Consider the following 17,497-nt stretch of genomic DNA (forward strand, 5'->3'; position numbering starts at 1 on the left):
AAATAATAAAAAACGGGTAATATATATGAAGATTAAGAATTCTATTCCTTACTTTAGGGGAAGGCGCAGGATTGAGTGAATTGATAGAATCAAGAGGATCTGGCTGAGGTGATTCTATCAACTCCTAATTGTGAGAAGTACGTATAATTATCGGCAAAGGAGGTTAAATGGCTAGAAAAAATGATAAAAGGCAAGCTAGTTCATACGAAAACAGTGTTAAAAAGAGTAATGATTACTCTATGGTAAAGTCGAATCAAGGATTTCACTTAATCAAATGCGGTTATTAGCCTACGCGATTAATTCAATGCAACAGAACGGCGAAACAGAGTTTCAGAAGGCTGATGAGGGCAGACGCCTTGGACTATCTCTCAGCCTTCGATTTAAAGGGACATAAAGGATTATTTCAATATAGACTATCATTTGTCATTTCATAAGAACTTTTGTCATATGTATTCCAATTATACGAATTTTTTGTATAATAAATCTTGTAAACTTGTATACTAATAAACAAGGAGACAGGTATATGTGTAGAGAGGTCGAAAAAATAGAACGAAGAATCAATCAAGTGAGAGACCGTTTGATCTTAATCGCAGTAGAAACAGGTTTAAATAGCGATGATACCATTTATTACAGTCAGAAGTTAGACAAGCTTATTACGAAGTATCAAAAATTAAAAATGAGTAACAGACAAAAGAATGGCAAGGAATCTAAAACTTCCTCAGGATGAATAAGGAAGTTTTTCCTTTTTTGTGTCTCCATCACTTAAAGTCAATAAGATACTAAGACACATGCGCGCATTGAATAAAATCATTCAAAGTCTCTTGATCTACCATTTGTTCTAAATCGCATGGTTCCTCTAAGAGAATACTCCTTCGGTTTGCTACTGAAATAATTATACCTAATTCATAATACATGTTTTTCGTTAATATTCCTTCATTAATATTTTTTAAAATTTCATCATAAAAGGAAATTAAAATATCTGATGGTAATTTTTCATATAAAACCATTTTTACTCCACCTTATAAAATAATGTAGAAACTTTTTTACAATAATAGATTTTTAATCTAACCCCATTATAATGAATAGTTGTTATGATTCCGTGAAATTTACAAATACTTTAACAAAGTTTATTAATTTAATAGAAAAGGTTTAAGCATTATTTATTGAAGCTTTTCTGTAAATAATTGATAAATATACTATCTATTATTCTTGTATTGGCCCACTTACGCCAGATACTGTGACAGCCACACATACCATCCACCTATTATCATTATAATGGAAAACGCTTACATATACAAAAGCTAATATAAGACAAACTTCGACATTAAAAGGTGCACACTATTAAGTGATTGTGTCGATAAGTAGGTGAAGTTGGCCGGACCCACAACTATAAGAAGAGGAGATAATTAAACATCGTAACAAAAAGACGTAGGTCGTATAAAGCCTAAAAGGCAGTGGACGTTTTAATAATATTAAGTATGGTCGGAAGTGATTGTTATTTTGTATTTAGACGTTGATTTAATTTATATTTTATTGCCGATTTCCAGTACCGGAAGTTCCCCTCTTTGTAGCCTCCATTAGTTTTTATTGAAAAATCATATTGAACAAACATATCATCATTAATGGGACTATATATTGTTACTTTCTCTTTTCTTAATTGATCATTTACTTTTTTACGTTCTTTGAATTTATCACCTAATTTTTTTTCGAAAAAAGTAATTCGATCATTATCTTTCTTTTCATTAAGCTTATTTAATTTTGTATTTAAAATGTGTATCTCTAGATCTAGATATATTTTTTCATCGATTAAATCCTCTAATTCTTTAGGAATATTTGGCTTCATAAAGATACAACCACCTCTATTGTGAAACAAACGTATGTTCTTATAATTATATAAAATATTACTAAAGGAAACAAGTTTGAATTAATAGTAAAAAAAGGTAAACCACTTAGCAAAATCCCTTTTGGGGGCAGCACTACAGACTTTAAGAAGGGAAATGGCGCCCTTTCTAACAGTCTATACGTGATACGTGTCGCTTCGGCATTAAATAGATCGATAACCACGGTGTTTGTACGGCTATTGCCTACAATCCGTAGGTTCCTTTTCCATTTGCCACAAGCCGCCATACCGAGAGAGCCGAAAACCTTTTATTTTAATTTCAGGGATTATCAATACAGGATAAACCATTCTTCCTGCAATTTTCATAAATTACCTGGTATGATTTTGTGTAACGACTATTTGAGGTTCAAGAAATCGAAATAGACAATCTATGGATGCTCATTTCAAACAGGCGATGAAGTGGTATTAAATGCAGAACATATGGAAGGTATGAAAGGGGCAACTGCAACAATTGATTCAGCTGAACAAACAACAGTATATATAGTAGATTACACCAATACTGAAACAGGGGAAAAGGTAACGTATCATAAATGGGTAACAGAAAGTGAATTATCTCCAGTAGAATAAAAACGAGGAGGCGGTTCTCTTGTTTTACGAATACTACAAGAAAATCGAAACTTGCACGTTCCGTCGGTAGCAGGGGAAAAGCCGAAGATTACATCAAACACTTACCTATTGTGAATATTATGGAGCTAGAAGATAAACGAATTGGTAACACCATATGGTCAACTACAAAAATGGTTTCCAGACCAGGAAACCATTTTTAACTTTATTTACATAATATTGGTAAAGACTACTGGTGATGGTTTTAAATCCTTGGGTGAAGGGTAAAAGGACAATGTGGCTTTCAAGCAGAAAACGTTTCTAAAATTTAATTGATCTCCTACCCTTTGTGAATTCTGATCATACGGGGGCACCAAGCATAATCACCGCTTTGTAATTGAGTATACTTTCGTCATTTCCTTTTACTTCAATGGTTTCCCCGAATAATTTAAATTTCAATTCACACCGGCGCGGTCATTGGATCCGTAAGGATGAATGAGAAGTAGGGCTTTCATTGTATTGATATTTTTCGTGTTGATATTGCAAAGGCTTACAATATTATGCGTTCTATTTATACGTAAGTAATTCCTATTATACAGGGGTGCATGCCTTAACTTTCCTAATTAGTTAGTAAAAATCAATACATATGTGCATTCAATCAAGGAGTTTAGTCCAATATAAAAAATAGTAAACACATAGAAGGGGTTTTTGAGTATGACAACATTTCATGAAATGGGAATTAGTGAGCCCATTCAAAGAGCGATTACTGATATGGGATTTGAAGAAGCATCTCCTATTCAAGAGAAGGCCATTCCCGTAGCTTTGACGGGGAAAGATATTATTGGTCAAGCACAGACGGGTACAGGAAAGACGGCTGCCTTCGCCATACCGATCTTGGAGAAAGTGGATAAGAGCAAAAAATATATCCAGGCGATTGCAATTGCACCGACAAGAGAATTGGCTATTCAGGTTTCAGAAGAGATCAATCGGCTGGCAAAATATATGGGCATATCTTCTCTTCCTATTTATGGAGGGCAGTCTATAGATCGCCAAATCAAGGCATTAAAAAAGGGACCACACATTATTACAGGAACACCTGGAAGACTTTTGGACCACATTCAACGTAAAACGCTAAAGTTAGACCGCACCTCAGTGGTGGTTTTGGATGAAGCTGATGAAATGTTAGATATGGGTTTTCTGGAGGATATCGAACGAATTCTCAAAGAGACCCCTGAAGAAAAACAAACCTTGTTGTTCTCCGCAACCATGCCCAAACCGATTCAAAATCTTGCGGAAAGGTTTATGAGGGATCCAGAGTTAGTAAAGATGAAAGCGAAGGAAGTTACCTCTCCAACTGTAAAGCAAATTTATTATGAGGTTAATGAACGAGATAAATTTGAAGTGCTTTGCCGTCTACTAGATGTAGACAACCCAGAGTTAGCTGTTATTTTTGGAAGAACCAAAAGACGCGTGGATGAATTAAGTGATGCATTGAATAAAAGAGGGTATCTTGCTGGTGGGTTGCACGGAGATTTAAATCAACGACAGCGGGATGATGTGATGAATAAATTCCGTGGGGGAAAAATTGATATTTTAGTTGCGACCGATGTAGCTGCGAGGGGAATTGATGTTTCAGGGGTTACCCACGTCTACAATTTTGACATTCCTCAAGACCCAGAAAGTTATGTTCACCGAATCGGCAGAACGGGGCGAGCAGGTAAGACGGGGTTAGCAATTACATTGGCTACACCGAGGGAAAAGGGACAGATTCACAGTATTGAAAAAGCATCGAAAGGAAAGATCCAACGTAAATCAATACCGACGGTAGCAGAGGCAATGGAGTCTATACAGATAGCGGCATTAGAAAAGATGACTCAATTGGTTGAAGAGGAGGATTATAAACAGTTTAAGCAAGCTGCAAGCAAATTGCTCGATCAATATGATTCGATAGCGTTAGTTTCAATTGCCTTGAAATTGTTGTCTAAGGAGCAGAGGGATGTTCCCGTTCAGCTAACTTCCGAGACACCGCGATATGCCAATAGGTCTAAAATAAAGGTACAAGAGAAATCAAGGAGAAACTATAAAGGGAATATAGAATTTGGGGGAAAAAGGGGGAATGGTAAACCGAAAAACTCTCAAAATAAATGATTATGAAATGAATAAAAAGAGGATGATATCAGCTATCATCCTCTTTTTTGCCCCTTTTCCACCTCGGGATTTAGTTGTGTTGGAAACAATAAGCTTAAGAGGAAAAAATGGTGATTTTATGGTCTTCTCAATGTTCAATAATGAGCATAATAACTGATTTTTGTTTCAGTGATCCAATTAACTTATAATTAATTCAAGGAATAGGCTTGAATTCCTGCAAGAAAACAAAAATGCCAGACAGTTGTGGCATGCTCTTCAATTAAAACCATATTAAAAAATCCTCATGAAATATAACGCCAGAGTTACTTTATAAGTTTTTATTCATAAAATTGAGATGAAGGAAAACAAGGTCGTATTATCCACTTACCGTTTTTCTCCCCTTTTATGGTCAATTGAAGTAGTGACCAGTACTCTACACAAGTTGAATGCTTAACTCAATGGGTTCTGAAATAACAGAAAAATGCCTGTTGTATCTTATTGTCAAAATGAGGTCGGACAATATTTGGATGGAGGAGGTACTATATTTTATTTGTGAAACTTTTCGTCAGACAATATTGTTTGGGGGCGTACCAGACACCGAGGAAACTTTAGACACAGCATTACCCTTATTGGAAAAGAACTTACAACAGCAACAACCTAAGTTAGAAAAAGTAGTTGCTGTTGTTTATTATGCACTTGTTTTGTATTCAAAAATGGCGTTCATATATCATTCGCCTATATGAATCCTTATTTAATTTTTCCACTTATTAGCTTAACTCCTGCTTTCTGAGCCTTTTTTGTTCCTTCTTGGACCTTCTTAATTAATGCTTTATCTTTCTTCTTTTTATTCAACATATTAATCCGTCCTCTCCCAGATTCAATTATCAAAAGTATGTACAAGTCTAACTAGAAATATACAAATATAGGTTCTAAACTTGTCTTCCCTCTCCTATATATCTATTAGAAACGGAAAAGTGGAAAAGTGACCATGTGGTAATTATAAAAAATCAGAAAGGAGGGGAGAGAATGGGTTTTATTAATCCATTATTCAATGATTCTGATATAACAAATGGGAAAATATCTAAACCTAAATCAATAAAACCTACAAAGCAAATTCGATCAACACGCAGCGATAAAACACACAATATAAAATTCCCTGTTGATCCCATTGTCCAAATGAAATTAAAAAGTCTTTGCAAACAAGGTAAACGAATTTATCGACTTCAAGGAAAAGGGGATTTAAAGCAAACTAAATTTAACACTTTATTATTAACATATGGATTAAAACATAAAGAGCTTGTCCATTGGAATCATCATTACAAAGATACAAAAGTATATATGCATACTCAATTACTAGAAAATGAATATGAACTCCTAATCGGAGGTCCACATGGAATAGCTATACAAATGAATCTTTCAGAAAGAAAGGTGGTTTTTCAAATAATGATGTCCGTATTGAAATGGATAGAGGGAGGAAACAGTGACCTTGAGGAAATCATTTAGTCATTTAAATATTCTTCAAAAAAGGTTATCGGGAATTGAGGAAGCAAAAGGGTTCTTTAAATCGTTATTTGGTAGTTATAAGTATTTAGAAATAAATTTACCTTACTATGACTACATAAGAGCAACCATTTTTGTTCAGGATCTTCGAGATAACTTTGGAGAAGAAGTTCCATATCAATTTAATGAGGCTGTTCTGCTTTGGATTCTTTATGATGATTTCCTTAATCAAATTAAGAAAGGTGCTAAAATGAACAAATTGCCCAATATTTAAAATTAGGGAAAACCAAGTATTTTCAAGAGAAAATTAAACAAAAAAGAGTGTTAAAACCTTTTACCCATAGTACATTTCATTTTGAAAATGTAGAAGAAGCTATGGATTATACAGATTCCCAAGAGGAAAAAATTGCCTCGATTATCATTAGAATGCGTGAAACCGAAATATTGCGTGGGGAAGTACTTCTGTACGATTTATTTTCTAATGAAGAATTTGATATAACAGTAGAAGAAATCATTATTATTGTATTTTTGGACTTTTTCCAGCAAATCAAAAGTGATGGAAGTTCGTTGAAAGTACAAAAATCCATATTAAGTCATATAAAAAGGTGCTCATGAAGACTAAAAGACATTGCAGTCACTAATTTAAAGTGAAAAGCAAATGTCTTCAAAAACTGAATCTCTGTTTCTTCCGAGTTTTTTTTACCGAAGGAATTTATTATGTTATTAACGAATATGGTATTTACCCAAGAGAGTACGGTAAAAACGAATTTATAAACCTCTTCCACGATTCGAAGAATCAGAAGCATGATCCCCACGATCTTTTTTATGAAGAATCATTCATATCACCTCTGCAATGATAAAAGTGTTTGGTTATTTGATAGTTTGTCCAAAGAAAGGAGAAGTATACCCAGATGACAGAGGCAATTAATAATGAAAAGATAACTGTTCCCGTTCATTTAACACCAGCCACTATAGGACGTTTAGAAAAAAGTATCCAATTACGTGGCTTTTAAAGAAAAAAGAGAAGAAACAGTTGAAGACACCATAAAAGCAGCAATAGCCGATTATTTACAAGTCATGGAACCTTTACCTGCAGAAGAAGTAAATTCCTTAAGAAGCCTTATATTTCAACCTGGAATAGAAAAGCCATATGCCCTTAAAAATCGTTTTAAAGAAATTATGAAGCAAATAGGACTAAAAGCTGTGGATCTTCATCGGGATACCGATATAAGTGAAAGTAATTTATCTCAAATATTAAATAATAAAAATCAAAATATGAGTCTAGATTATTTTCTTAGAATTTGGTTTGCATTAGGTTGTCCGCCAATTGGTGAATGTTTGTATAGAGAAAATATATGATTAGGAGTATAAACAGCCGTTAGGATTGTTTCCAATGGTCTTTACTTTTTAAACTTTCTTAGATGTTAATGAAGTCTAGATATAAAACGTTTTTCCTATCTGTGTTAAAGCGACTCGTTAGCTGAAAAAGGAACTATACGAATCCATATAAAAATCACCTAAAAGTTGATTAGGTGTTGGTCAAAATGTGTCTGCTAAAACAAAAGAGTGTCAATTCAAAAAAGTTTAACATTATAATGTTAAACTAAGTTTTCTTAGTTTTATAAAGGGTAAAATATATTTGAATAATTTACCCGGCTATCTAGGAGGATTGCTAGAAAATGCAACAATTATCAGACAAACTACTACTCAGGGCATACCAAAAAGCTATACAGATGAATAAAGAAAAGAAGATGACCGAAGATTATATAGAGATAACAGAAGATTTTATAGAGGCTATAAAATCAGAAATAAGCAAAAGAGGTTTACTTTAAAAGATCGATAAGAAAGCATAAGTATAATGTGGTTAAATTTTTTCTTTGTTATAATTAAAATTGCTGTTTTATCAGCTCTAAAATAATTTCTAAGCTCTAATCCCGATAAAAAAATATATTCAAAAAGCCTTTTAAGCTAATTGTGTAATAAATAACAAAGGACTCTCGGAAATAAATGGACAAAAAAATGAACTCCGCAGTATTTCTTTCCATCTTCATAGCCCTTCGAAAGGTTGAATTATCAAGAATGTAAGAATAATGAATAATGAATAATGTTATTTTTTCGTAAATATGTGAATATCTGAAGCTTGATATTACAACATTCATGACCTTACAAAAATAAATTATTACGTAAAGGTTATACGTAGTAATCTATGTATAGGACTGTATATTACATGAAGATTCAATATTGGAATGAAATGGTTTTTCTTAGAAGATCCACTATGTCTTTTTGACATGTGTACGGTGTTCAAAACTAAAACCCTCCAAAAGATGGGCTTTAGCTTTAAACCGGGGAGGTGAACAATCTGTTTACGTTCAGAATATGTAAACTGCCTCACTTTGATTAGACCATTTCCTTGTGGGGTAGGAAAAATGCAGATTAGTTAAATCCTCAACCACATTTTTGAGAGGCAAATCTAAGCATTCTAAATATACTACCAGTAGGTAATTCCAGCAATGATTAACAAAATATACAACACAACAAGTAAAAGCAAACCTTCGCCGACAAAAAAGACCCTTTAAAAAGGGTTTTTTTAATTCCAGATAAATGCACCAGTGATAATTAACAAGATAAACAATACGATAATCAAAGCAAATCCGCCACCGAAACCTCCGCCGCCATAGCCACCATATCCAAACATGAATAATTCCTCCCTTTATCGAGGAATTCATTTATTTAATAACCATAACCGCCCACAAAACTAGCACCTATAATAACCAGCAGAATAAACAATACAACAAGTAAAGCAAATCCGCTGCCAAATCCATATCCACCTGCGCCATCCGCAACTGCTCCCATATTCTCTCCTCCTCTTTTTACATTATTAACATATGTAAAATGTCAAAAGGTGAAAGGGCTTGACTACGTGACCGAATTTTGAAGTTTATATCGAATGATGTAGTGAGTGAGGGGATTAATTTAAATAGCCATGTAAAAATCTATACAAGTAAAGCCACTATGGGGTGAGGTCAGGAAAATGCTTATCGTTGCTGTAAATCGATAGATGCATAACAGTACCTCAATCATTTATGTTGTAAAGTATGCATATTTATGTATAAATTAGGATGAAAATAGGAAAAAAGCGTGACAAACACACGCTGTAAATAAAGAGTTCCTAGTTTTATTTTTTGTAGTGTTTCATTAAATCTAAAGAATCAGTATCCTCCACTCATGAAGGATGCGCCAATAATAACTAATAGGATGAATAGAACAACAATCAATGCAAAACTGCTGCCCATTCCACCACCGCCATAACTTTGGCTCATAAATAACACCACCTTTTTTGGGGTTAATACAAGGTACGTCAAACTTGCTGTATTTGAAATGGACAAGCATGGATTTCTATTCAATTTGGGGTAAAGCTTCGAAAATGTGGATTTACAACATTACGGAATTCTAAAAAGAAAAAATGACTAACTTAACAACGAATAGCTTTGAAACAAGTCATAAGTGACATTATTAGCCCATATTTCACGTATTATTAACTTCATTCTAATTTGCGAATAAATGTACTTAAACTAGCGGTGCATTTATTTAATAACTCTAAAGTCATTCTATATTTATTAAAATAGGATGGCTTTAAAAAATGTTAAAAATAATTTTCCCAATAATCAATCCGATTACTAATCCAGGAATAACAAACAACATAGGGAGCCAAACTGGACCAAATAATACCCCAAATAACGTTAATTTTTGGGACAAAATCAATCCTGTGGTAACAAGGTAAGCAGTAAATACAAACGGAAGAAAAGAATATTTATCTTTTCCTCCACCAGCATCTTTCCAGGCATCCCACATCGCAAAGAAATACAGGCAGGGATAAAACATCAACCACTGATAATCCGTCTGTATAATTGCTTCTTGAATATTACCTTGAAAACTTAAAATAATCACTTGGTTAAAGTTAGCTTGAACGTTAATCAAGAACTCTAATATCAGCATAGCAGTACCTTTAAAATATTTTCCGTTTAAAAACTGCCCAAATCCAGGTAAAGCAATAGACCATAATAGTTTCTCAATCGGATTTTTATCACTCATATATCACTGTTTCTTTTTATTTTTTGCAATTTCAATATTATCAATCGAGGAAGGTGGCTTTTCCATCCAATTATGATCAATCATAATATTAGCTCCATCCTCTGCATATTGGAGAGCTTCTAATGTGATACGCATGAATTTTGAACCTAAATCACGCCTTGAAACTGTCCCTAAAGCTACACCGTAATATCCAAGAGACATTCCCGATAACGTCGATACCTGAAACATTATTAATTTATCGGAAAAAGCTGGTGTAGATGAGTTTAAAACGTCCGAATCCAAAGTTGGTGTTTCTGAAAGGTTCTCTTCAGATAAAATGTGAGCCATAAACTCCACGACTTTGCTAGCAATATTAGCTCCTCTCACCATATAATTGATTACTTCTTGTAAGCTAGCAGTTTGAGCAAAGCCTAATAATAATGCTTTACCAACGGCATTCCGTTCCATATTGTTATAAAAGTGCATAATTTCAATAGCATTCATCGGACGTCTTTCCCCGAACCACCCTGTTAAATATCCTTGTTTTTCAATAAATTCTACTTTCTCTGGTATCGGAATAGGTGCAGATCTTGAATATAACCCTTTTTCTAATGATACATTTAACGATTTGTTATATAACTGTCGTGTAAGGTCAATCGTAATAGAAAAGAGATCCTTCACATCAGTTCGTGCACACGCAGCGAAAGATGAAGCGTAGGAAGTCATCCCATGCCTTGCCATATTATGAACAAACCTTAAATGGAATGTATCAGAATATAACGCAGGTGCATTAAGATTTAAATCCTCATTCTCACTAAAACCAACAGGGATAGCGTGATTTTCTTTTTCGTAAATATCAGTGATATTTCTTAGCACCGTTTCACAAATTTCAATGGCAAAGTCTAATATCGCTTGAATTTCTGTATCTTGTGTTTTTTTCTCTAAAATACTTTAGCATACAATAAGACATACTATTATTCATATAAGCAGTCCAAAGTGAAGCAATTTCAGATGAAGTAAGACGAATATTATGTTCAGTTTGCATATATAACCCTCCAAAAAATTTTAAATTGACCTTAAATAATTTCCCCTAAAAAGTGAAAAATATATTTAAGAGAAAAGAGGGTTATATAAATATAAAAAAGCTTGGTATCGATCCAAGCTTTTTGTTTGTATAAAAGTATTGTTTATTTCATTGTTAAAATAACCATAGAGGTTATGAGGGAGTGTACTTAAAGTAACTGGCATTATATAAAGTATCCGATCCAAAACATTGATATGATGCACCCTTTATCATTGTTTCCATGTAACCATAGATAGGGCGATTAAGGACTTGACGTGGAGCCTCTGTGGGCATGATTGGTCTTGAAAGCCTGAAGCCGTTGTTTCATCAGGCAACCAAGCCTATCATACCCACCACTCCACGTAAAGTCCTATGTTTATTAACGTTAATAACTATAATTACTTACTATATATAATGCTTCTACAAAGATACAAATAGGGCATTTTTCGTATCTTTACTTACGTTGAATACGGTGGAAAATCATACCACATATAAGGTTAGCTTTAGTGAAAGAGGAAATAAGTATTTTTACTGAAATCATATTTTAGTTATTCTATTATAGGGCGCTTTAATTGAGCAACGAAAAAGCCTAATTTCTCAATTCAAACGGTGAGAAATTGGGCTTTTTATATTTACCTTTAGTGCAAAATAGCATTTAAAAAGTGTGCAATTTATCCCATAAAGTCACACACATCTTATAATGCCTTATTCAATACTGTTGAGTATTGACACTTTAACGTAAAAAAAAAGACCGTTAATTGACAGGCCTGTTCTTAAATTTCCGTATAATTTTACGATTTTTCTCTAATACTTCTTTATTTTTAGCTATTGTTTCTATTATGTTTAGAATTTCATTGCCGTTAGTTTCATGATTATTTATTAGTTTTTCATCTAAGTGAGTTACTGGTGGCTTATTATTTTTAGTATCCATTTAATTCTCCTTCTGGTATGACTTTACTCTTAATTATAAACAATAGACGAATACTTTACAATATAATTATTTTAATATTTTAAATATTACAAAATAAATCAACCAATCTTTCCGCAACCCTTGACTATTGATAGTGGGATTTATATCTTTTATAATTAATAAATTTTGTTACAATAATATTCAAAGATTTGAATATTAGAGGTGTACTTTATGAAAGGGCAAACAGTCGTCTATGGGGATGAAATCTATACGGTTATATATGATTACGAAAATGGACAATTAGAAATTGAAAAACACAATTCAAGGGCGTCTTATAAAATTGTCGAATTAGTAAAAAAAGAGGATGTACGTATTTTAGAAAACCAATGAATCGATCTTATCCAAGGCGGATTATTATATATGCATAACGGTATACCAAATGAAATGGAACTAGGTAATCCAGTAATAACGAAGGATGGTGGCTATCAATATAATGGTGAAGAAAATGTAGATTTAGTCATTCAACCTACTGAAGCAGGAGTCAGAAGTATTATTAGTATTAATAACGAGAATGCTCCTAAAAAATATGATTTTAAACTAGATTTACCGGAAGGTCATAAACTAGTATTCTCTTCTGATTATTTTGGAGAAGAACTAGCTCTGGAAGATGATGTCGAAGAAGTTTTTGTAGTTGATGAAAACAATATCATCCAAAGTATATTTGGAGAAGCCTGGACTAAGGATGCTAATGGTAATGATGTTGCAACTCATTATGAGATTGTAGATAATTCTTTAATACAAGTAGTTGAATTTAACGAAGACACAGCGTTTCCTGTATTAGCAGATCCCAATTGGGTTGCAATTGGGGCTTGTTCAGCAGCCTTAACATGGTTTGTAGGTTCTAATCTTTTTGTAGCAGCAAAGATTATTAAAGTGAAAAAATATATAAATGCATTGTGGTTTTAAAGAAACAGCAAAACTTATTACAAAAGCAACGACTTGGGAAGAAAAACTAAGAGTAGGTGGATCGGCTCTTAAGTCATTAGCCGCAGAAATAACTGGCGTTTCAGGGCTTTATGCATGTAATAAATTTATAAAAAGATAGTAACCGTCTAAAAAGCTTGTAATGTTAAACTCAACCTTGTATAAAAAAAGATCTTTTATTGAAGATCTTTTTTTATATGCCTATAATATCGATTTATATTAACTAGACTTGTATAACTTATTCATCCGATACTTTGGAGTTCGGAAAGGAAGTAAAGGTTATGGGTGGATTAGTATAGTTGCTTTTTTATTTGAATAAACGGTGTCGTAACTTACTGTCATAAAATTGATGTTAATAAAGGTTTTTTTGATATTTCGATACACAATGACTTTAAAAGCATCGACACGATGATTTTAAAGTCATTGAATAAATAAAAATAAGTTCCTTAATAGGTAAAACTTCTCCTTGAGTGCAGAAAGATCAACATCATGCTTTCACATAACTAATTTTAAAAACAAAAAAAGATTTACTGCCAACGCAAGGCAATAACTAATCTGCAGCAGTCTACATCATTTACTTTTGACCTAAGCTCTAATCGCAATTCATCGGGTGTAAAGTGAGTATTGATATCTGACTGAACTCCTATTGATTGAATTAATCTATTCACTTCTTTAGGATTTGAAGACTGCGCTGCATACATTATTTGGCGTCCAAATTCTTTCGATTTGGACAATCTATCAAGAACAATATTGGCATCTCTCATCAATTTTTTCGTTTGATTGGCTGATTTAGTTAGTAAGGTAGGATCAATTGGCGGAAGTTGACGGGATAGCCAATGTTCAGGTTGGTAATATCGATGGTGATAATAATTCGGATTATATAAATAATACATTTAAACCGTTCATCTCCTCACATAGCATACTACATAGTATATACACAACGGTTTGTTTCAGGGAATATTTTCTCGACTTGTATAGAGGTCCTTACTACCGATATGTGCCAGCGTTTTTCACTCACCTTTTCAAACTAATGACTTGACAGGGGGGGAGGTCGCTGGTTCGAGCCCAGTTGGAATCAAACTAAATAGAAACCCTTGATATCACGGGAATTGTGACTGTCAAGGATTTTTTCTTTATGCATTAAAAATTAAGTAGGTGTAGGGGTCCCCTTGTCAAAAAGGGTAGGAGTTCCTTTTAAAGTTGTTAAGGAGGATTTCTTAATGGCAAGAAAAGGTAAAAGAGGACAGGCAAAACAACAAAGGTAGCGAGTGTAGAAAATAATCAGTCGTTAGAAGAACTATTTAATATCTACATCTTTGTTAAAACAACAGAAGGTTTGGCAAAATCAACTCTCAAAATGATGATAGGGCATTGTGGCATTAGTGCACACATGGTAGCTGGTTTTAAAAATGTGTAGGATTTAAGCATTTCAAAGGGGTGAAAACTCTCTTCATAATCTTGCGAAACCTTAAATACATCAACATGTATAAAGGTATGTATAAAACCTCATAAATTTCGAAAAATGAAAGAAAAATACCCTTCCTAACATAAGTATAAGTTAAAATATAGTAATGTTTAATTAGAGGTGCATATGTGAAGATTTTCAGGAAGTACTCAAATATTATTTATTTTATTATATTGTATATAAGCCTTATCACCTTTGACTACTTTATCAATCATATTTTCAATTGGTTTGAGAACCTAATCCAATCAATTTTTTATGTTCTGTTCTTCCTGTTTTTTAATTGGGCATTAATTCATAAAGATAATAAAAAAGAAAAAAATGATGAAGTTCAAAAATAAGCATTCTTCAACGGTGCTTTATTTAAAATTATGATTTTTATCGCACTTTTTATAGATACTAATTCAAAAAGACATGATAGTATGAAAAATGGATTAAAGTAATTTTAAGTATGTTACTTGCACTTATTGTTATATTCATAATTTGTAATTTGTTCTGATTTACGAATTAAATTCAGACGTCCATAATCGGTGCGTTCCTCCGTCAAACTTAAAGGGGCAAATACCAAGTAAAAGAGCTTGCTGGTAACGGTTTTTATGGATCTGTTTTAATTTGCGTATAAAATACTATAATTAATCGGATTCTAATATTAGGACTAGCAACAAGCTTTGCAAGGTTTTTCCTTCCTTGGCCCCCTTACTGGGGGTTTTTAATTGAACCAAGGATTATAAACATGCAGCAATATTTTAAATTCTTTACATTGAGATAGCATTTTTAGCAAGTGTTATATCGTTTTGAAGAAGTTTATTTAAATTGTAAGAAGGATACAACCCGTTAGCATACAAATAAGAATAAATTCTTTCGTGACATTTAACGGCTAGATTTAACTGTTTTCTTAATACTGCCCTTAGAAAATTGAAAACTCTTTTTTAACATAAAGTGGTTAAGCGTTACTGTAGTTATTGCAACTTTTATAGTTATTTAACCTTAAAAAGTAGAATCGAAATAGCTATCATTGAATTAAATTATGTGAGTTGATTAATTAAAATGAAATGTTATGTTTAACAATCATTTTATAAAAGCGTTTTATTTATAAGATTATTGAATTTTTTTACCCACTGGGAGAATATTAACAATAATAAATTTTTAGGAGATGGATTATATGACATATCACAATAAGATTCGAAGTATCCTAGGCTTTGATGTACGTGCACGATATGATGATATAAATAATGAAAGTTATGATCCATTCAAAAGTCCCTTAATACATAAACAAATTAATGGAAAAGAGATCATTCCTCTCGATAGGACAAGACTATGGTGGAGGTAAGCTCTCCTTAATATTGGCTGGAGTTCCGTGTGAAATGGCTAAACGGAAGCCACATGTTGAAGAATTTCCATATGTTTTTTTATAGCCAACGCTCTCCCAAGTTTACGGTTCGTGGGATCCAGACAATGATCGAGGGCAGATTAGCTGGTCACAGTAATATTGCTACTACGAGCAAGTATTTAAAGGGTTCTTAAGTGATCTGGCGGATGCAATAGATGCATTGCCATGTTTTAAAAAGGAAGCTAGGTTAATTAGATTATACTAATATTTTCCGTTTCGATAAAGAATCTATTGATTAAGTTAAGCTATTAGATAACTAAGGAAGTCACTGATTTTTTAAGAACTTTTCCAGGCGCATTTTAAATGGGAATGCGCCTTTTAATTGGGTAGAGCTATGTGAAAACTTTTAAACGATAGGAATTTTATATATTAGCCATTGTTGTTATTGTTACGTTTATTTTGTTGTCCATTATTCTGATCGTCGCCTGTTAATGTGTCTACCATATTCTCAATGGTTTGGCCGACCTGATTCATAAATCCACCTTGATTGTTGTCCTGTTGATTATTATTTTGTTGACGATTATTTTGATTTTCCACCTTTATCACCTCCTGCATATAGAGTGTGTAAAATCAATAAATTCAAACCCTTAAAATAAAATTAGATAAAAATATTTTAAAATTTGAATATAATTTGGCTGTCCTTCCCCCTATAAATAGAAATTTTTCCTTGCGACCCCAATATTCTTAGTGCTTCCAACCCAAAAACAACGATTGAGGTAAATTATCAATTGATGGAAAGTGTGATAGTAAAACTAATTTCTTTGAAATAAATTAAAGTAAAAATAGTATAATAAGAAGTAATTTTTTTCATGTATTATCATACTCCTAAAATTAGGAGTATAGTTAAACATCAAGAAGGGGTGTAAGTAAAAATGAAACCAGATGGAACGGAGGACTTTATTTTACTCGATCTTATTGTGGTTACGGAAGATTTTTTAAATTCGCATCCTAGTGATGAAAAAACACAGAAAGTGTGGAATCATGTTAAACGGACAGGCTATTTAGATGAGCCTATTATGATTAATAGAGATACCAAGATTCTTACGGACGGATACACACGATATATAACGGCTAAGGATATGAAAATGAAGTTAGTCCCTATTGTTTATGAGAAACATAGTCAAAAATAGCAAGAACCATAAAAACTCCTTAAATTAAACATTTCAGGAGTTTTCTTCTTTGTATTTTATAATTCCGATATATCGAACAGGGATTTGTATTTAGACACCTGATATCGTAACAATATATTCCTAATTGTCAACAGAGGGTTAAAGATCACATATAACTTAACAAAAGGTGTTTCAAAGGTTAAGCGTTATCGCTGCTGTTACTACATTTCTTGCCATTAAGCCTGAAAAAGAAAAATGAAAATTAGGAGATTTTGATTCAATTTCATTTTACATTTTAGACTTTTAAAAACTTTGAAAACAAAGAGGTTATCTTATTTTTAAAATGTATGATTTTAGATAATAGGGAATCTTAGGAAAGGTAGCAATTTAATCCGGCTGTCTTTTTTGCATTTGAATAAAAGCACCGGTAACAAATCT

21 protein-coding genes and 2 pseudogenes are annotated in these 17,497 nt (G+C 32.8%); 13 read left to right on the top strand and 10 right to left on the bottom strand.

The window, feature by feature from the left end; all coding sequences use genetic code 11:
• Positions 1 to 523 precede the first annotated feature (523 nt).
• The gene (locus R4Z10_RS08355) at positions 524 to 727 is read left to right on the top strand and encodes an aspartyl-phosphate phosphatase Spo0E family protein (RefSeq protein WP_338472727.1); all 204 of its coding nucleotides are present in this window, start codon (positions 524 to 526) and stop codon (positions 725 to 727) included.
• A 52-nt stretch (positions 728 to 779) separates the two neighbouring features.
• Here the strand turns inward: R4Z10_RS08355 and R4Z10_RS08360 are convergent, their stop codons facing one another.
• Together R4Z10_RS08360 and R4Z10_RS08365 are read right to left on the bottom strand one after the other, a co-directional pair.
• Positions 780 to 1,007 carry a hypothetical protein gene (locus R4Z10_RS08360; RefSeq protein WP_338472728.1) on the bottom strand — a complete coding sequence of 76 codons (228 nt, stop codon included), beginning with the start codon at positions 1,005 to 1,007 and terminating at the stop codon, positions 780 to 782.
• 488 nt (positions 1,008 to 1,495) lie between these two features.
• Complete coding sequence (locus R4Z10_RS08365; RefSeq protein ID WP_338472729.1) at positions 1,496 to 1,843, bottom strand: hypothetical protein; 348 nt, start codon at positions 1,841 to 1,843, stop codon at positions 1,496 to 1,498.
• Between the two features lie 438 nt (positions 1,844 to 2,281).
• On the opposite strand from R4Z10_RS08365, the pseudogene R4Z10_RS08370 reads away from it, so the two are divergent.
• From R4Z10_RS08370 to sda, 7 genes and pseudogenes are all read left to right on the top strand, one after another.
• Positions 2,282 to 2,467, top strand: a pseudogene (locus R4Z10_RS08370) (YdhK family protein); the annotation flags it as partial.
• A gap of 690 nt (positions 2,468 to 3,157) precedes the next feature.
• Positions 3,158 to 4,591 carry a DEAD/DEAH box helicase gene (locus tag R4Z10_RS08375; protein WP_338472730.1) on the top strand — a complete coding sequence of 478 codons (1,434 nt, stop codon included), beginning with the start codon at positions 3,158 to 3,160 and terminating at the stop codon, positions 4,589 to 4,591.
• Positions 4,592 to 5,596: 1,005 nt separating this feature from the next.
• A complete protein-coding gene (locus tag R4Z10_RS08380; RefSeq protein ID WP_338472731.1) occupies positions 5,597 to 6,073 on the top strand; it encodes a hypothetical protein in 477 nt (158 codons plus the stop codon).
• On the top strand, positions 6,057 to 6,344 hold the full coding sequence (locus R4Z10_RS08385) for a hypothetical protein (RefSeq protein ID WP_338472732.1): 288 nt from the start codon (positions 6,057 to 6,059) through the stop codon (positions 6,342 to 6,344). The genes R4Z10_RS08380 and R4Z10_RS08385 overlap by 17 nt, the downstream gene beginning before the upstream one ends.
• Positions 6,345 to 6,445: 101 nt before the next feature.
• Positions 6,446 to 6,685, top strand: a complete 240-nt coding sequence (locus R4Z10_RS08390; RefSeq protein ID WP_338472733.1) for a hypothetical protein — start codon at positions 6,446 to 6,448, stop codon at positions 6,683 to 6,685.
• A 387-nt stretch (positions 6,686 to 7,072) separates the two neighbouring features.
• Positions 7,073 to 7,429 carry a helix-turn-helix transcriptional regulator gene (locus R4Z10_RS08395; RefSeq protein ID WP_338472734.1) on the top strand — a complete coding sequence of 119 codons (357 nt, stop codon included), beginning with the start codon at positions 7,073 to 7,075 and terminating at the stop codon, positions 7,427 to 7,429.
• A 320-nt stretch (positions 7,430 to 7,749) separates the two neighbouring features.
• On the top strand, positions 7,750 to 7,902 hold the full coding sequence (gene sda / locus R4Z10_RS08400) for a sporulation histidine kinase inhibitor Sda (protein ID WP_338472735.1): 153 nt from the start codon (positions 7,750 to 7,752) through the stop codon (positions 7,900 to 7,902).
• 755 nt (positions 7,903 to 8,657) lie between these two features.
• On the opposite strand, the gene R4Z10_RS08405 is transcribed toward sda, so the two are convergent.
• The 6 genes from R4Z10_RS08405 to R4Z10_RS08430 form a co-directional block, all read right to left on the bottom strand.
• Positions 8,658 to 8,765, bottom strand: a complete 108-nt coding sequence (locus tag R4Z10_RS08405; RefSeq protein ID WP_338472736.1) for a YjcZ family sporulation protein — start codon at positions 8,763 to 8,765, stop codon at positions 8,658 to 8,660.
• A 35-nt stretch (positions 8,766 to 8,800) separates the two neighbouring features.
• Positions 8,801 to 8,923, bottom strand: coding sequence for a YjcZ family sporulation protein (locus R4Z10_RS08410; RefSeq protein WP_338472737.1), 123 nt, complete (start codon positions 8,921 to 8,923; stop codon positions 8,801 to 8,803).
• A 356-nt stretch (positions 8,924 to 9,279) separates the two neighbouring features.
• Positions 9,280 to 9,390, bottom strand: a complete 111-nt coding sequence (locus R4Z10_RS08415; protein ID WP_338472738.1) for a YjcZ family sporulation protein — start codon at positions 9,388 to 9,390, stop codon at positions 9,280 to 9,282.
• A gap of 313 nt (positions 9,391 to 9,703) precedes the next feature.
• The gene (locus tag R4Z10_RS08420; protein WP_338472739.1) at positions 9,704 to 10,162 is read right to left on the bottom strand and encodes a hypothetical protein; all 459 of its coding nucleotides are present in this window, start codon (positions 10,160 to 10,162) and stop codon (positions 9,704 to 9,706) included.
• A gap of 3 nt (positions 10,163 to 10,165) precedes the next feature.
• The gene (locus R4Z10_RS08425; protein ID WP_338473197.1) at positions 10,166 to 11,089 is read right to left on the bottom strand and encodes a DUF3231 family protein; all 924 of its coding nucleotides are present in this window, start codon (positions 11,087 to 11,089) and stop codon (positions 10,166 to 10,168) included.
• Between the two features lie 869 nt (positions 11,090 to 11,958).
• Positions 11,959 to 12,135, bottom strand: a complete 177-nt coding sequence (locus tag R4Z10_RS08430) for a hypothetical protein (RefSeq protein WP_338472740.1) — start codon at positions 12,133 to 12,135, stop codon at positions 11,959 to 11,961.
• A gap of 210 nt (positions 12,136 to 12,345) precedes the next feature.
• Between R4Z10_RS08430 and R4Z10_RS08435 the strand changes: the two genes are divergently transcribed.
• Positions 12,346 to 12,504 carry a hypothetical protein gene (locus tag R4Z10_RS08435; RefSeq protein ID WP_338472741.1) on the top strand — a complete coding sequence of 53 codons (159 nt, stop codon included), beginning with the start codon at positions 12,346 to 12,348 and terminating at the stop codon, positions 12,502 to 12,504.
• Positions 12,505 to 12,534: 30 nt separating this feature from the next.
• On the top strand, positions 12,535 to 13,080 hold the full coding sequence (locus tag R4Z10_RS08440) for a hypothetical protein (protein ID WP_338472742.1): 546 nt from the start codon (positions 12,535 to 12,537) through the stop codon (positions 13,078 to 13,080).
• A 545-nt stretch (positions 13,081 to 13,625) separates the two neighbouring features.
• Here the strand turns inward: R4Z10_RS08440 and R4Z10_RS08445 are convergent.
• Complete coding sequence (locus R4Z10_RS08445; RefSeq protein ID WP_338472743.1) at positions 13,626 to 13,991, bottom strand: hypothetical protein; 366 nt, start codon at positions 13,989 to 13,991, stop codon at positions 13,626 to 13,628.
• Between the two features lie 1,731 nt (positions 13,992 to 15,722).
• On the opposite strand from R4Z10_RS08445, the gene R4Z10_RS08450 reads away from it, so the two are divergent.
• A complete protein-coding gene (locus R4Z10_RS08450) occupies positions 15,723 to 15,890 on the top strand; it encodes a hypothetical protein (RefSeq protein ID WP_338472744.1) in 168 nt (55 codons plus the stop codon).
• Positions 15,891 to 15,921: 31 nt separating this feature from the next.
• Positions 15,922 to 16,155: pseudogene (locus tag R4Z10_RS08455) on the top strand (hypothetical protein); the annotation flags it as partial.
• A gap of 164 nt (positions 16,156 to 16,319) precedes the next feature.
• On the opposite strand, the gene R4Z10_RS08460 reads toward R4Z10_RS08455, so the two are convergent.
• Positions 16,320 to 16,487 carry a hypothetical protein gene (locus R4Z10_RS08460; RefSeq protein ID WP_338472745.1) on the bottom strand — a complete coding sequence of 56 codons (168 nt, stop codon included), beginning with the start codon at positions 16,485 to 16,487 and terminating at the stop codon, positions 16,320 to 16,322.
• A 335-nt stretch (positions 16,488 to 16,822) separates the two neighbouring features.
• Here R4Z10_RS08460 and R4Z10_RS08465 point away from each other — a divergent pair, with 335 nt between their 5' ends.
• Positions 16,823 to 17,080, top strand: a complete 258-nt coding sequence (locus R4Z10_RS08465) for a hypothetical protein (protein ID WP_338472746.1) — start codon at positions 16,823 to 16,825, stop codon at positions 17,078 to 17,080.
• Positions 17,081 to 17,497 lie beyond the last annotated feature (417 nt).

Source organism: Niallia sp. XMNu-256 (assembly GCF_036670015.1).
In the GTDB taxonomy this organism is placed as follows: Bacteria; Bacillota; Bacilli; order Bacillales; family Cytobacillaceae; genus Bacillus_BD.